16 protein-coding genes are annotated in these 13601 nt (G+C 67.4%); 10 read left to right on the top strand and 6 right to left on the bottom strand.

Translation table 11 applies throughout. The features are described 5' to 3' along the window. The first annotated feature begins 6 nt into the window (after positions 1–6). Positions 7–1446: an MFS transporter gene (locus tag ACFXHA_RS42050; protein WP_379366450.1), complete on the top strand. Its 1440-nt coding sequence runs from the start codon at positions 7–9 to the stop codon at positions 1444–1446. A gap of 46 nt (positions 1447–1492) precedes the next feature. On the opposite strand, the gene ACFXHA_RS42045 is transcribed toward ACFXHA_RS42050, so the two are convergent. From ACFXHA_RS42045 to ACFXHA_RS42035, 3 genes are read right to left on the bottom strand one after another with little or no spacing between them, the layout of a single operon-like run. Next, entirely contained in the window at positions 1493–2131 is a 639-nt protein-coding gene (locus ACFXHA_RS42045; RefSeq protein ID WP_379366449.1) for a Type 1 glutamine amidotransferase-like domain-containing protein, read from the bottom strand. A gap of 4 nt (positions 2132–2135) precedes the next feature. Continuing rightward, complete coding sequence (locus ACFXHA_RS42040; RefSeq protein WP_379366447.1) at positions 2136–2954, bottom strand: maleylpyruvate isomerase family mycothiol-dependent enzyme; 819 nt, start codon at positions 2952–2954, stop codon at positions 2136–2138. After that, positions 2951–3400, bottom strand: coding sequence for an HIT family protein (locus ACFXHA_RS42035; protein ID WP_379366446.1), 450 nt, complete (start codon positions 3398–3400; stop codon positions 2951–2953). Before ACFXHA_RS42035 ends, ACFXHA_RS42040 begins: the two co-directional genes overlap by 4 nt. A 325-nt stretch (positions 3401–3725) precedes the next feature. On the opposite strand from ACFXHA_RS42035, the gene ACFXHA_RS42030 reads away from it, so the two are divergent. From ACFXHA_RS42030 to ACFXHA_RS42010, 5 genes are all read left to right on the top strand, one after another. Further along, the gene (locus ACFXHA_RS42030; protein ID WP_379366444.1) at positions 3726–4844 is read left to right on the top strand and encodes a Re/Si-specific NAD(P)(+) transhydrogenase subunit alpha; all 1119 of its coding nucleotides are present in this window, start codon (positions 3726–3728) and stop codon (positions 4842–4844) included. Further along, complete coding sequence (locus ACFXHA_RS42025; RefSeq protein WP_379366442.1) at positions 4844–5161, top strand: NAD(P) transhydrogenase subunit alpha; 318 nt, start codon at positions 4844–4846, stop codon at positions 5159–5161. The genes ACFXHA_RS42030 and ACFXHA_RS42025 overlap by 1 nt, the downstream gene beginning before the upstream one ends. Positions 5162–5164: 3 nt before the next feature. After that, a complete protein-coding gene (locus ACFXHA_RS42020; protein WP_379366441.1) occupies positions 5165–6580 on the top strand; it encodes an NAD(P)(+) transhydrogenase (Re/Si-specific) subunit beta in 1416 nt (471 codons plus the stop codon). Between the two features lie 60 nt (positions 6581–6640). Continuing rightward, entirely contained in the window at positions 6641–7216 is a 576-nt protein-coding gene (locus ACFXHA_RS42015) for a TetR/AcrR family transcriptional regulator (RefSeq protein WP_379366439.1), read from the top strand. A 72-nt stretch (positions 7217–7288) separates the two neighbouring features. Continuing rightward, positions 7289–8077: an SDR family oxidoreductase gene (locus tag ACFXHA_RS42010; RefSeq protein WP_379366438.1), complete on the top strand. Its 789-nt coding sequence runs from the start codon at positions 7289–7291 to the stop codon at positions 8075–8077. Between the two features lie 56 nt (positions 8078–8133). Here ACFXHA_RS42010 and ACFXHA_RS42005 read toward each other — a convergent pair whose 3' ends face one another. Both ACFXHA_RS42005 and ACFXHA_RS42000 read right to left on the bottom strand, forming a co-directional pair. Continuing rightward, entirely contained in the window at positions 8134–8454 is a 321-nt protein-coding gene (locus ACFXHA_RS42005) for a co-chaperone GroES (protein ID WP_357097676.1), read from the bottom strand. 31 nt (positions 8455–8485) lie between these two features. Further along, a complete protein-coding gene (locus tag ACFXHA_RS42000; RefSeq protein ID WP_379366436.1) occupies positions 8486–9088 on the bottom strand; it encodes a TetR family transcriptional regulator in 603 nt (200 codons plus the stop codon). A 144-nt stretch (positions 9089–9232) separates the two neighbouring features. On the opposite strand from ACFXHA_RS42000, the gene ACFXHA_RS41995 reads away from it, so the two are divergent. The 3 genes from ACFXHA_RS41995 (at position 9233) to ACFXHA_RS41985 (ending at position 12430) form a co-directional block, all read left to right on the top strand. Beyond that, on the top strand, positions 9233–10708 hold the full coding sequence (locus tag ACFXHA_RS41995; protein WP_379366434.1) for an MFS transporter: 1476 nt from the start codon (positions 9233–9235) through the stop codon (positions 10706–10708). 106 nt (positions 10709–10814) lie between these two features. Next, positions 10815–12134, top strand: coding sequence for an FAD-binding oxidoreductase (locus ACFXHA_RS41990; RefSeq protein WP_379366594.1), 1320 nt, complete (start codon positions 10815–10817; stop codon positions 12132–12134). A gap of 5 nt (positions 12135–12139) precedes the next feature. Further along, positions 12140–12430: a GNAT family N-acetyltransferase gene (locus ACFXHA_RS41985; protein WP_379366432.1), complete on the top strand. Its 291-nt coding sequence runs from the start codon at positions 12140–12142 to the stop codon at positions 12428–12430. On the opposite strand, the gene ACFXHA_RS41980 is transcribed toward ACFXHA_RS41985, so the two are convergent. Next, positions 12427–12750 carry a hypothetical protein gene (locus ACFXHA_RS41980; protein ID WP_379366430.1) on the bottom strand — a complete coding sequence of 108 codons (324 nt, stop codon included), beginning with the start codon at positions 12748–12750 and terminating at the stop codon, positions 12427–12429. The two genes, ACFXHA_RS41985 and ACFXHA_RS41980, sit on opposite strands and share 4 nt — an antisense overlap. Positions 12751–13046: 296 nt before the next feature. Here ACFXHA_RS41980 and ACFXHA_RS41975 point away from each other — a divergent pair, with 296 nt between their 5' ends. Beyond that, positions 13047–13589, top strand: a complete 543-nt coding sequence (locus ACFXHA_RS41975) for a hypothetical protein (protein WP_379366428.1) — start codon at positions 13047–13049, stop codon at positions 13587–13589. The last annotated feature ends 12 nt before the right edge of the window (positions 13590–13601 follow it).

Genomic DNA, 13601 nt, shown 5'->3' with positions numbered 1-13601 from the left:
GCCGCCATGACTACGACCGCTGTCGGTCAGGTCGACGGGACCAAGCCCGACGATCATTCGAAGACCCATTTGGGGCTGACCCTGCTCGCGCTGTGCGCGGCCGGGCTCGTCGTATCGCTGCAGCAGACCGTCGTGATTCCGCTGCTGCCCCGCTTCATCACGCAGCTGCACACCGACGTCGCCGGCGTCACCTGGCTGTTCACCGCCGCACTGCTCTCGGGAGCCGTTGCCACGCCGTTGCTTTCGCGCTTCGGCGATATGTACGGCAAGAAGCCCATGGTCATGGTCACCATGGGCGTGCTCATCGTCGGCTCGGTGGTCTGCGCCTTCGCCACCACGCTGCCGGTCTACATCATCGGCCGTGCGCTGCAAGGCATCTCGTCGGCCATGATCCCGCTGGCCATCGGCATCATCCGCGATACGTTCCCGCGCGAACAGCTGGTCCGGGCCATCGGCGTCGTCTCCGGCACCATGGGCGTCGGCGGTACCGTCGGCCTGCTGGCCACCGGCATCATCGCCGACCACACCACGAATCCGCACCCGGTCTTCTGGCTGACCGCCGGTCTCGGTGTGATCGCCACCGTGCTGATCCAGGTGAGCGCGCAGAACAATGGTGTCCGCCACGGCGGCAAGCCCGATTACGTGGGCGCGGCCCTGCTGGCCGCCACGCTGGTCTGCCTGCTGCTCGGCATCAGCGAAGGCCCGCGCTGGGGCTGGGGCTCCGGTTCGACCATCGGACTGTTCGTCGCGGCCGCCGTCGTCGCGGCCATCTGGGTCTTCGTGGAGACCAAGGTGGAACAGCCGCTGGTGCGGCTGCAGTTGCTGGTCGGTCCGCAGTCGCTGTCGGCGAATGTGGCCTCGGCGCTGCTCGGCTTCTCCATGTTCGGCGCGTTCTCGCTGGTGTCCAACTTCATTCAGACGCCCGCGGACAAGGTCGGCTACGGCCTGTCCGGCACCGTGCTCTCGGTCGGCCTCTACGGCATTCCGAGCGCGGCGCTGATGACGTTCTTCTCCTTCAACACCGGGCGCATCTCCGCCAAGATCGGGCCCGCCTACACGCTGGCCATCGGCGCGGTGTTCGCCGGACTGTCCATGGGATGGCTGGCCATCTCGCACGACCACGGCTACGACATGATCATGGCGAATGTGCTGCAGGGCACCGGCTTCGGCATCGGCTACGCGGCCCTCGGCTCGCTGGCGGTGCAGCACGTGCCGATGAGCGAGAGCGGCATCGCCTCGGGCATCAACTCGCTGGTGCGAACCGCGGGCGGCTCGATCGCCGGCGCGATCACCGGGTCGATCCTCACCGCACACGTGCTGAAGCTCGGCACCCACGCGGTACCGACCGAAGGTGCCTACGTCGCGAGCTTCGCGACCCTGGCTATCGGCGCGTTCGGCGCGGCGGCAGTGGCTCTCGGCCACGGAATCCGCCACAAGGGGAAGTAACCCCTCGAGACTGAAAGGGCCTGCGCACACCGTGCGCAGGCCCTTTTTATGTCAGAACCTCGGTGCGGTCGCCGTCCACCACCACGACGTGGTCGTCAGTCAGCGCCCAGTGCGGGATACCCGCGGCGACGTACTCGCGCACCAGTTTCCGGGCGTGACCCGTCGGGTCGGTGGGTGAGTCCAGGTGCGGGACGATGCGGCGGTCGACGAGACCCAGTCCGTCCCAGCGGGGTTCGACGCCGCAGGCGGTGCGGACCTCGTCCGGGTCGTCCATGGATTCGATGCCGTGCAGGTCCGGGGTCAGGACGCAGGCTCCGGCGCTGTAGCCCGCGTAGACCAGGGCATCCTCGGCGAGGAGCTTGGTCAGGGCGAGATCGGCTCCGCTGCGGGCGAATTGGGCGCGCAGCACGAAGGTGTTGCCACCGCGCACCCACACCATCGGATACTCGCGCAGCCGCTGCTCGACCTCGGCCGGGCGGTCGATGTAGTCGCGCAGGTCGAGGACATCGGGCTGGAAGCCGGTGCGGCGCAGCGGAACCAGATCGCTGGTGACCGCGCCCTGCCAGGCCGAGGGCCAGGCATCGCAGGCATTCGCGATGACGGCCACCCGGCCGGGCGTGCCGACCAGCTCGAGGAGCCGCTGCTGGTGTGAGCCGAAGCGGTAGCTGGACAGGAACAGTCGCACGGAATCAGATCGTGAAGGCCAGGCTGCGGACCAGGCGGTTGCCGAGGTCCGTGTCACCGGTGACGGTGAACCGATCCGCGTGCGCGTCGGCCGTCGTGCGGCCACCGCGCAGGCGTGCGAACAGGCCGGAGTCGAGGCTGACCACGACGGTGGCCGGGGCATCGAGGGTTTCGACCAGGCTGGCCCGGCCGCCCTCGACCGCGATGTCGAGTCGCTGCGACACCGGACCGGTGACATCGAGCGTGAGCCGCGCGCCGTCGGGCGCACCCGCACCCTTGACCGCGGCACGGCCCAGCGCGGGCAGCAGTTCCTCGAAGGACCGCGTGCCACGGGTGCCGCCCTCATCGACGGAAACGCCCAGCGCATCGGCGATATCGTGCTCGTGCATCCAGCAGTCGAAGACGCGGATGCGCATGAACCGGCCGTACGGGGCCATGCCGACCGGGGTCGGGACCTTCGCCGCCCACGCCTCCGGGGTGGTCTGTTCCAGGGCCTTCAACCGGCGGCCGGTCACCTCCAGGAACCGTTCCAGCAGTTGAGAACCCGTCAGTGGCCGCAGAGCCGCGATCCACTTCTCGTTGAGCGCGCCGATCTCGTTGCGAATGTGCTCGCCGGACACCTCGATATCGGGGGTCGGCTCGCCCAGCAGCATCGATTCGGTGCCGATCACATGGGCGACCACGTCGAACACCGTCCAGCCCGGCAGCGGCGAGGCGGTGCGCCAGGCGTTTTCGTCCAGGCCGTCCACCAGCCGGGTAATCGCGTCCCATTGATCGGACAACAGGGCCGTGATCTCGGCGCGGTCGGGCACCGTGTCGGTCATGCGGTGGTCTCCCTTTCTTCGTCGGCGAGCCGGTCCAGACCGGATCGCAGGGCTGCGGCGGTGCGGTCGGTGTCGTGCGGGCGGCGCAGCACGAATCCCTTGGCGAAGCGCAGGATGTCGCCGTGGTGGCGCGGGATCACGTGCAGGTGCACGTGATGGACGGTTTGGAAGGCGGCCTTGCCGTCGTTGATCAGCAGGTTCGCGCCGTCGGCGGCGAGTCCGGCGCGGCGCATGGATTTGGCCAGGCGATGCCCGAAGGAGAACAGCTGCGCGCCCATGGCCGGATCGAGTTCGTCCAGGTCGGTGGCATGCCGTTTGGGAATGACGAGGGTGTGCCCGCGGGTGATGGGCCGGATATCGAGGAACGCCAGCAGGGCGTCGTCCTCGTAGATCTTGGTCGCGGGTGCGTCGCCCGCGACGATCCGGCAGAAAATGCAGCCACTCACCGTGCAGACATTACGGCGTACAAGTGATCTGCGACACCCCCTACCCGACCCCGAGGCGCGCCCAGCAGGACACATACCTAACGGTGTGTAGCTACCCCCGATTGTTGGTACTTGTCCACTACGGCACCCCGGCCGAGCATGGAGTTGTCCGGTTTTCTCGCCACACCATGTGATGGGCATCTCCGCTACGCTCACCGCGAACCAGGTACAGTTGCGAGAATTCTCACGAACTTACTGCAGAGTAAGTTCGGCCCACCGTTGGACCGGTGAATCGGCCCATACCGACAGGGTGGCCTGGGCTCACCACGAGAAGGAAGTTTGACAAGTGGACACAACGCAGAGCGCACAGACCGCTGCGCCCCGCGGTGCGCGTGTCGGAGTGGTTCGGGAGACGAACCCGGACGAACGACGCGTCGCATTGGTGCCGAAGATCATTCCGGCCCTGCTGAAGCAGGGCGTGGAAGTGATCGTCGAGGCCGGTGCCGGTCTGGGCGCATTGATTCCCGACGAGGCGTACACCGAAGCCGGTGCCACGCTGGGAGATCCGTACGCCGCCGATGTGGTCGTCAAGGTCGCTCCCCCGAATGACGCCGAGATCGCCAAGCTGCACTCCGGTCAGACACTGATCGGGTTCCTCGCGCCCCGCAACGCCGACACCAAGATCGGCGCTCTGAAGGCCGCGGGCGTGCAAGCCTTTGCGGTGGAAGCGATTCCGCGTATCTCGCGCGCCCAGGTGATGGACGCGCTGTCGTCGCAGGCGAACGTCGCCGGCTACAAGGCCGTGCTGCTCGCCGCCTCCGAATCCACCCGATTCTTCCCCATGCTCACCACCGCCGCCGGAACCGTGAAGCCCGCCACCGTGCTGGTCCTCGGTGTCGGTGTCGCGGGTCTGCAGTCGCTGGCCACCGCCAAGCGGCTCGGTGGCCGCACCACCGGTTACGACGTCCGCCCGGAGGTCGCCGACCAGGTGCGTTCCGTCGGCGCACAGTGGCTCGACCTCGGCATCGACGCCGCCGGTGAAGGCGGCTACGCCCGTGAGCTTTCCGACGACGAGCGGGCCCAGCAGCAGACCGCGCTGGAGAACGCCATCAAGGGCTTCGACGTGGTCATCACCACCGCCCTGGTGCCCGGCCGTCCGGCCCCGCGCCTGGTCACCGCCGCCGCTGTCGAGGGCATGAAGCCCGGCAGCGTGATCGTGGATATGGCCGGTGAGACCGGCGGTAACTGCGAGTTGACCGAACCCGGGAAAACCGTTGTGCGCCATGGCGTCACCATCGCCTCGCCGCTGAACCTGCCGGCCACCATGCCGGAGCACGCCAGCGAGCTGTACTCCAAGAACGTCGCCGCACTGCTCGAACTCATGTTGAAAGACGGTGCTCTGGCACCCGATTTCAGTGATCAGGTGCTGGCGGATTCCTGCGTCACGCGTGAGGTGGAAGCCTGATGTACACCCAACTGCTGGCGAATATCGCGATCCTGGTGCTGTCCGGGTTCGTCGGCTTCGCCGTCATCTCCAAGGTCCCCAACACCCTGCACACGCCACTGATGTCGGGCACCAACGCCATTCACGGCATCGTGGTGCTCGGCGCGCTGGTGGTGTTCGGCAAGATCCAGCACCCGTCGGTGCTGATGCAGATCATCCTGTTCGTCGCCGTCGTGTTCGGAACCCTGAACGTCATCGGTGGTTTCGTGGTGACCGACCGCATGCTGGGCATGTTCAAGGCCAAGAAGCCTGCTGCGAGCGAGAAGGCGAGCAAGTAAGCCATGGACAATCTCGTCAATATTCTCTACATCGTCGCGTTCGCACTGTTCATCTACGGTCTGATGGGCCTGACCGGGCCCAAGACCGCGGTGCGCGGCAACCTGATCGCCGCGGTCGGCATGGTCATCGCGGTCATCGCGACGCTCATCTCCATCCGCGACACCAATAACTGGATCATCATCGTCGCGGGCCTGGTCGTCGGTATCGGCCTGGGTGTGCCGCCCGCGCGGTTCACCAAGATGACCGCCATGCCGCAGCTGGTCGCCGCGTTCAACGGCGTCGGCGGTGGCACGGTCGCCCTCATCGCGTGGGCCGAATTCCTTGACACCAAGGGCTTCTCCAACGTTCACGAGTCGCCGTCGGTGCACATCGTGATCGGCTCGCTGTTCGCGGCGATCATCGGCTCGATCTCCTTCTGGGGCTCGATCATCGCCTTCGCCAAGCTGCAGGAGCTGCTCTCGGGCCGCCCGATCAGCGTCGGCAAGCTGCAGCAGCCGCTGAACCTGCTGCTGCTCGCGGGTGCCATCGCGGCCGCGGTCGTGATCGGCATCGGCGCGACCGACACCGGTGTGCCGCAGTACTGGATGATCGCGCTGCTGGTGCTCGCGGGCATCCTCGGCCTCATGGTCGTGCTGCCGATCGGCGGCGCGGACATGCCCGTCGTCATCTCGCTGCTCAACGCCCTCACCGGATTGTCGGCCGCCGCAGCCGGTTTGGCGCTCGACAACACCGCCATGATCGTGGCGGGCATGATCGTCGGCGCGTCCGGCACCATCCTCACCAACCTCATGGCCAAGGCCATGAACCGGTCCATCCCCGCGATCGTCGCGGGCGGATTCGGTGGTGGCGGAGCGGCTCCCAGCGGATCCGGCAGCGGCGAGCAGAAGCAGGCCAAGGCCACCTCCGCCGCGGACGCCGCCATCCAGATGGCCTACGCCAACCAGGTCATCGTGGTCCCCGGCTACGGCATGGCCGTCGCCCAGGCCCAGCACGCGGTCAAGGAAATGGCGGCCCTGCTCGAGGCCAAGGGCGTCGAGGTCAAGTACGCCATCCACCCCGTCGCCGGTCGCATGCCCGGCCACATGAACGTGCTGCTGGCCGAGGCCGAGGTGTCCTATGACGCCATGAAGGAAATGGACGACATCAACGGCGAATTCGCCCGCACCGACGTGGCTCTGGTCATCGGCGCGAACGATGTCACCAACCCGGCCGCCCGCGAGGACGCTTCGTCCCCGATCTACGGCATGCCGGTCCTCAACGTCGACCAGGCCAAGTCGGTCATCGTGCTCAAGCGCTCGATGAACTCCGGCTTCGCCGGCATCGACAACCCGCTGTTCTACGCCGACACCACCTCCATGCTGTTCGGCGACGCCAAGAAGTCCGTCGGCGCTGTCACCGAGGAACTCAAGGCGCTGTAAGGGATTCACCGAAGTACCCCGTTCTTGACCTGAGGGTCAAGAACGGGGTACTTTGCTTTCATGGGCAGGCCACGCAACTTCGAGGCGGACACCGTGGTGGATCGCGCGATGGAGGCGTTCTGGACCCATGGTTACGCGGGCTGCTCTCCGGCGCAGCTCGCGGAGGCCACCGGGATCGGAAAAGGCAGCCTGTACAACACCTTCGGCAGTAAGCGGGAGCTGTTCGACCTGGCCATGGCCCGGTACAACCGCATGGGAGCGGAGCTCGCGCGGGAGGTGCTGAACCAGCCGGGGTCGACCCGGGAGCGGTTTCGAGCCTGGATGCGGTTCACGGTGGACACCGAATTCGAGCCTCCGGTTCGACGCGGGTGCCTGCTCGTGAACACCGCCCTGGAGCTCGCCGGACACGACGCGGCAGCCACCAAGACAGTAAGCGACGGCTACGAGTACATGATCGAAGCGTTCACCGAACGGCTCGAGCAGGGGCGGCGCGACGGCGATGTCCGCACCGACCTCGACGCTCGGGCCTACTCCGAATTTCTGATGAATACCATTGGCGGACTTCGCATCACCGCCAAGGTGTCGGAAGCCGAAACCCTGTATCGGATCATCGACACCGCACTGTCCACCCTCTGAATCTCGGGCCGCGGTCTGCGGCCCTTTCTTCTACCCCAATTTTTGACCTGTAGTTCAAGAAAGGTTTGGATCATGGATCTCGGACTGAACGGCAAGACCGCGCTCGTCACCGGCGCGAGCCGGGGCATCGGGCTGGCCGTCGCCGACGAGCTGGCCGCCGAGGGCGTACGCGTTTTCGGGGTCGCCCGCAATATCTCTCCCGAGCTCGAAAAGGTCGCGGCGGGAACCGTTTCCGCCGACCTCAGCACCACCGAGGGCGCGGTCGCCGCGGTCGAGGCCGCACTGACCGAACTCGGCGGGATCGACATCCTGGTCAACAATGTCGGCGGTGGCGACGCCGACAAGCTGACGCTGGGCGGCTTCCTCGACACTCCCGAGGATCAGTGGCGAAAGCTGTTCGACCTCAACCTGTTCGGCGTGGTGACCGCGGTTCGCGCGGCACTGCCCAGCATTGTCGAGCGACGGGGCGCGATCATCACGGTGTCCTCGATCAACGCGCGGATCCCCGCGGCCGGGCCGGTGGGCTACAGCGAGGCCAAGGCGGCGCTCACCAACTTCGGCAAGCGGCTCAGCGAGGAGTTCGGGCCGCAGGGCGTGCGCGTCAACACCGTATCTCCCGGGCCGGTCGGCACCGATATCTGGCGCGGACCCAACCAGCTCGGCGCGAAACTCGCCGCCGCGAACGGTGTTTCGCACGAGGACTTCCTGGCCGCCATCCCGGGGCAGTTCAATATCGCGGCCGGGCGCATTGCCGAGCCCGCGGAGATCGCGGCGCTGGTGACCTTCCTGGCGTCCGAGCGGGCCGCCATCATCAACGGCTCGGACTACGTCATCGACGGCGGCATCCTGAAGAACGCCTGATCCGCACGGCAACGGCCCGCACCCGAAAGGGATGCGGGCCGTTGTTGTTTCGAGCTCTACAGGTACAGGCCGGTGCCATGCTCGGGGTGGGTGTTGGCGACGGCGTGCAGATCGCGTTCGCGCAGCACGTAGTACGCCTGCGCCTGGATCTCCACCTCGAACTGGTCGTCGGCGCTGAAGAGCACCTGATCACCGACACCTACCGCGCGGACGTGGGAGCCCACGCCGCACACCTCGCCCCACGACAGGCGCTTGGCCACCTGGGCGGTCGCCGGAATGAGAATGCCACCGCTGCTGCGCCGTTCGCCCGCCTCGGGGCTCAGCTTGACCATGACACGGTCGTGCAGCATCTGGATTTCTAGCTTGGCATCGGACACGGCGGCAGTGTACTGCGCCGCGAACGGTCGGTTACGCCCCGGTATCCGCAGCGGTATTCGGTGCGACGATGCGGCGGATGGCGTCCTTGATCCAGGCGCGCTGCGCCTCCGGATCGATATCGGGGCCGAGGGTGAACTCGGCGACCTGCGGGACCGCGAGCGGATAGTTGATCATCGACATCAGCAGCATCAGCACCTGACCGGGCGGCATATCCGCCCGCATCAGGCCCTTGCCCTGGGCCACCTCGACCTTCTGACGCTTTTCCAGGTAACGGCCGCAACGCAATTCACCCGCCGAGGCGTTCTCGCGGCCCAGTTCCAGGGCCTCCCACTGCAGCAGGCGCAGCAGTTCCGGATGCTCGCGGTGGTAGTCGATGTGCTGGTCGATCCAGGTGTCGAGGTCCTCGATATCGGTGGTCACCGAGGCCGCCACGGCCAGCATGGTCTTCTCCAGCACTTGGCGGAACAGCTTCTCCTTGTCGCCGAAGTAGGCGTAGATGAGCTGCTTGTTGGCCTTGGCGTTCCCGGCGATGCGGTCGACGCGCGCGCCCGCGATCCCGTATCGGGCGAATTCCGCGGTCGCGGCCTCGAAGATGCGCGCCTTGGTCGCCTCGGGATCCCTGGTGCCTGCCATGCCTTCGATGGTAACCAACTATCTGGTTGACAAGCGGGTGGCGTGGGTGGAATATCTGTAACCAACCGGTTAGTTACAAACCCTGTGCTTCCGGCGCAACGACGCGCCGCTCCCCCATCCCCCTTGCACGTTCGGGAGAACGACGTGACCATCCTCGAAAGCCGGACCGCCCCCGCGGTTCCCACCGGATTCGATGCCCGCTGGCGGGCCCTGCCCGTCATCCTCAGCGCCATGTTCATGGCGATGTTCGACTGGTTCGTCGTGAATGTCGCCGCCTCCTCGCTGCAGCACGACCTGCACGCCGGCGAAGCGGCACTGGAACTGATCGTCGGCGGCTACGGCTTCGCCTACGCCTCGGGCCTCATCACCGGCGGCCGCCTCGGCGACCTGCACGGACACCGGCGACTGTTCGTGATCGGCATGCTCGCCTTCACCGCCGCCTCACTGCTGTGCGGGCTGGCGCCCAATGCCTGGGCGCTGGTCGCCTTCCGCGTGCTGCAGGGCGGCACCGCGGCGCTGATGGTGCCGCAGATGCTGGCGCTCATCAACACCCTGTTCCCGCCGCACGAACGGCCCAGGGCCATGGCCGCATTCGGGGCCACCATCGGGCTCGGCGCGGTGTCGGGGCAGGTACTCGGCGGCGTGCTGCTCGACCTCGACCTGTTCGGCTGGGGCTGGCGCAGCATCTTCTACATCAACGTGCCGATCGGGCTGATCGCCGCCGCATTGGCTGCCCGCTGGCTGCCCCGGCACGAGCAGACCCATCGACCCAAGCTGGATCCGATTGGCGCACTGGGCATCTCGGCGGCGCTGGCACTGCTGCTGGTGCCCATCACCCTGGGCCGTCCCGAGGGCTGGCCGGTGTGGACCTGGGTCAGCATGCTCGCCTCGATCCCGGTGCTGCTGCTCACCCTGCGCTACGAGAACCGGCTGGAAAGCCGTGGCGGCGAACCGGTTCTGGACACCGGCATGGTGCGCGAACGCGGCTTCAGCCTCGGACTGGTCATCGCGGGCGGCTACCTGACCTTCTTCGCCGGGTTCATGCTGTGCCTGACCCTCATGCTGCAGAACGGGCTCGGATTGTCGCCGCTCACCGCGGGATTGGCCTTCGCGCCGCTGGGCCTGTGCTTCGCGGGCAGCTCATTCTTCCTCGCGCCCCGAGTGGCCGCGCGGATCGGCAACCGGGTGATGGTGCTCGGCACGCTGACCAGCCTGACCGGGCTCGCCATCACCCTCGCGGTGCTGGTCGGCATGGGCAGCGACGTCACCGCGCTGGCGCTGATCCCCGGCATGATGATCGTCGGCGCCGGCAACGGGCTCACCATTCCCTCGGTCGTCGGGGCGGTGCTGTCCTCGGGCATCCCGGCCCGGCAGGCGGGCATGGCGGCGGGCGTGCTCACCACCTCGCAGCAGTTCGGAAACGCCATCGGCGCAACGGTTCTCGGGGTGATCTTCTTCAGCGCGCTGGGTGCGCACCACGGGACCGGCGGGTACGTGACGGCCATGGAGATGGCGGCGCTGGGTGGAGCGGCGGTGTTGGTGGTCGTGCTGGCCGCGGCGCTCGCGCTCCCGAAGGCCACCGCGAAGGCCACCGCACCGGAGGCCGCGGTCGCCCACTGAGCGGTCGAACCAGAAGCTACGGGTTCCGGACAAACGCGGCCGGAACCCGTAGCTTCGGCATGTGGACATCGATCTCGACGGACTGCGTGGTCTCCTCCCCGACGGCATGGTGGTGACCGATCCCGATGTGCTGAACGGATATCGGCAGGATCGGGCCCTGGATCCGGACGCGGGCACCGCACTCGCGCTGGTACGCCCACTGACCACCGAGCAGGTCGCCGCGACCGTGCGCTGGGCGCACGAACACCGGGTGCCGATCGTGCCGCGCGGGGCCGGGACCGGACTGTCCGGCGGGGCCACCGCGCAAAACGGGGCGTTGCTGCTGAGCACCGAGAAGATGCGGGAGATCAGCGTCGACCCGGTGACGCGGACCGCCGTGGTGCAGCCGGGACTGCTCAATGCCGAGGTGAAGCGGGCCGTGGCCGCGCAGGGCCTGTGGTATCCGCCCGACCCGTCCTCGTTCGAGATCTGCTCGATCGGCGGGAACGCCGCCACCAACGCGGGCGGGCTGTGCTGCGTGAAGTACGGCGTCACCACCGATTACGTGCTCGGCATGCAGGTGGTGCTGGCCGACGGGACAGCGGTGCGGCTGGGCGGACCGCGACTCAAGGACTCGGCGGGGCTGTCGCTGACCAAGCTGTTCGTCGGCAGCGAGGGCACCCTGGGCATCATCACCGAACTGACGCTGCGGCTGCTGCCCGCGCAGCCGCCGCAGTCCACGGTGGTCGCCACCTTCGCGACCCTGAGCGCCGCGACCGACGCGATCCTGGCCATCACCGGCCGGTTACGGCCCTCCATGCTGGAATTCATGGACGCGGTGGCCATCAATGCCGTCGAGGACGAACTGCGGATGGGACTCGACCGGGAGGCCGCGGGCCTGCTGGTGGCCCGCTCCGACGCCCCCGGCGAACACGCCGGGCACGAGGCCGACATCATGCTCGAGGCCTGCGAGAAGGCCGGGGCCACCGAGGCTTTCCGTACCGACGATCCGGACGAGGGCGAAGCCTTCTGCGCGGCAAGACGATTCGCCATCCCGGCGGTGGAACGCAAAGGGCCGCTGCTGCTCGAGGATGTCGGCGTCCCGCTGCCGCGACTGGGCGAACTGGTCTCCGGCATCGCGGACATCGCCGCGCACCGGCGGGTGCTCATCTCCGTCATCGCGCACGCGGGCGACGGCAACACCCATCCGCTCATCGTGCACGACCCGGCCGACCCGGACGAGGCCGAGCGCGCGCACCTGGCCTTCGGCGAGATCATGGACCTGGCCATCGGTCTCGGCGGCACCATCACCGGTGAACACGGGGTCGGACGGTTGAAGAAGGCGTGGCTGCCCGATCAGCTCGGGCCGGACGTGATGGCACTCACGCAGCGGATCAAGGACGCGCTGGATCCACACGGAATACTCAACCCCGGGGCGGTGCTGTGACCGACATGCGCACGAAGCTGGAACACAATGCCGACGCCACCCGCTACGAGATCTACCTCGACGGCACGCTCGCGGGTTACGCCGACTACGCGGAGCGCCTCGACGGCGGCACCAAGATCCGCGACATCCAGCACACCCTCACGTTTCCCGAATTCCGGGGCCGCGGCGTGGCCGCCCAGGTCGTCGAGTTCGCGCTGAAGGATGCCCGCGCGGAAGGCTTCTCGATCATTCCCACCTGCTGGTATGTCGAGAAGTATGTGACCGAGCACCCCGAATACGCCGACCTGATGGCCTAATTCGACCGCGGGGCGTGGTGGCGCTGCCAGACCCGGAAATGCCGGTCGGCGCTGCCCTCCATGGCCGCACTCACCTTGGCGTCGTCGAAACCGGGCAGCGACTGCAGCTTTGCCAGGAAGGCGGTGTCGGCTGCCGAGTACGGCACCACACAGCCCTTGCCGGTCGCCCCGATCAGAACGAAGAACACATCACCGGCGAACGGCCCGTCCGCCGCCGTAATGATCCGCACCTCTGCCAGTTCCGTCCATGCGACCTCTTCCACCCGTCCGTCGGCCAGTGTGCGCCGGACGAAGGTGTCGTTGATTTCGACTCCGGCCATGGCTCCATAGTGCCCCCAGCATCCCTGCCCGAACAGTCCTCGAACCCTTGCTTTACCTGAGGAAGCCGTAAAGAAAAGGCCCGGCGAACCGCCCCGCCGCACATCGGCGGCGAACGCTCGAGCGGAGCAATTCTTCAGCTACTGAACAGAATTCGGCGCGCTGTGCGTGGCGACATTCCGGAACTGTCAGTCGGCTGTGAAAAGCCGGAATTTCATAGATTTGCGGTGCACGGCCCCGTTAGGGTCCGAAAGCCCCTCGACCCAGGGGTTTTCACCAACTGGGAGATATTGACCTTATGAAGAAGTCGGTCCTCGCTCGCTCCGGAGCCGGAATCGCCGGAGCGGTCGCCGTTGCCGGGCTCACCATCGCGATGGCTCCCGCCGCCTCGGCACAGCTGGCCATCACGTCCTCCACGGCCTACTGCGTCAGCACCACCTACTCGATCACCTTCCCGTCGGCCGATGCCGCGCAGATGGTGTCGCAGTCCAACGCCACCAGCTTCGTGCTGGAAGCCACCAACACCAGCACCAACCAGACCTGGTGGTCCGCCCCGGTGACCTACACCCAGGGCACCGACATGACCTTCCAGTGGACCCCGTCGCAGTCGGTGACCGGCTCGCAGAGCGCCGTCGGCAACTGGAACCTCTTCGTCACCGCGTCCGGCGTGGCCGGCGTCGCCGAGGGCCCGCTCGCGGTCAACGTCGTGCAGACCGCCCCCTCCGGCACCACCTGCAGCCCGTCCGCCCTCGGCACCGGCAGCGCGAACATGACTGTCGGCTCGCTGCTGAGCAGCCTGCTCAGCAGCCTGTCCGCCGCGGCGCAGCAGCCGTCGCAGTAGCGACCGCCCGAA

The organism is Nocardia sp. NPDC059240, from assembly GCF_042753865.1.
Lineage (GTDB): Bacteria > Actinomycetota > Actinomycetes > Mycobacteriales > Mycobacteriaceae > Nocardia.
This window is presented reverse-complemented; position numbering and strand designations above follow the sequence as displayed.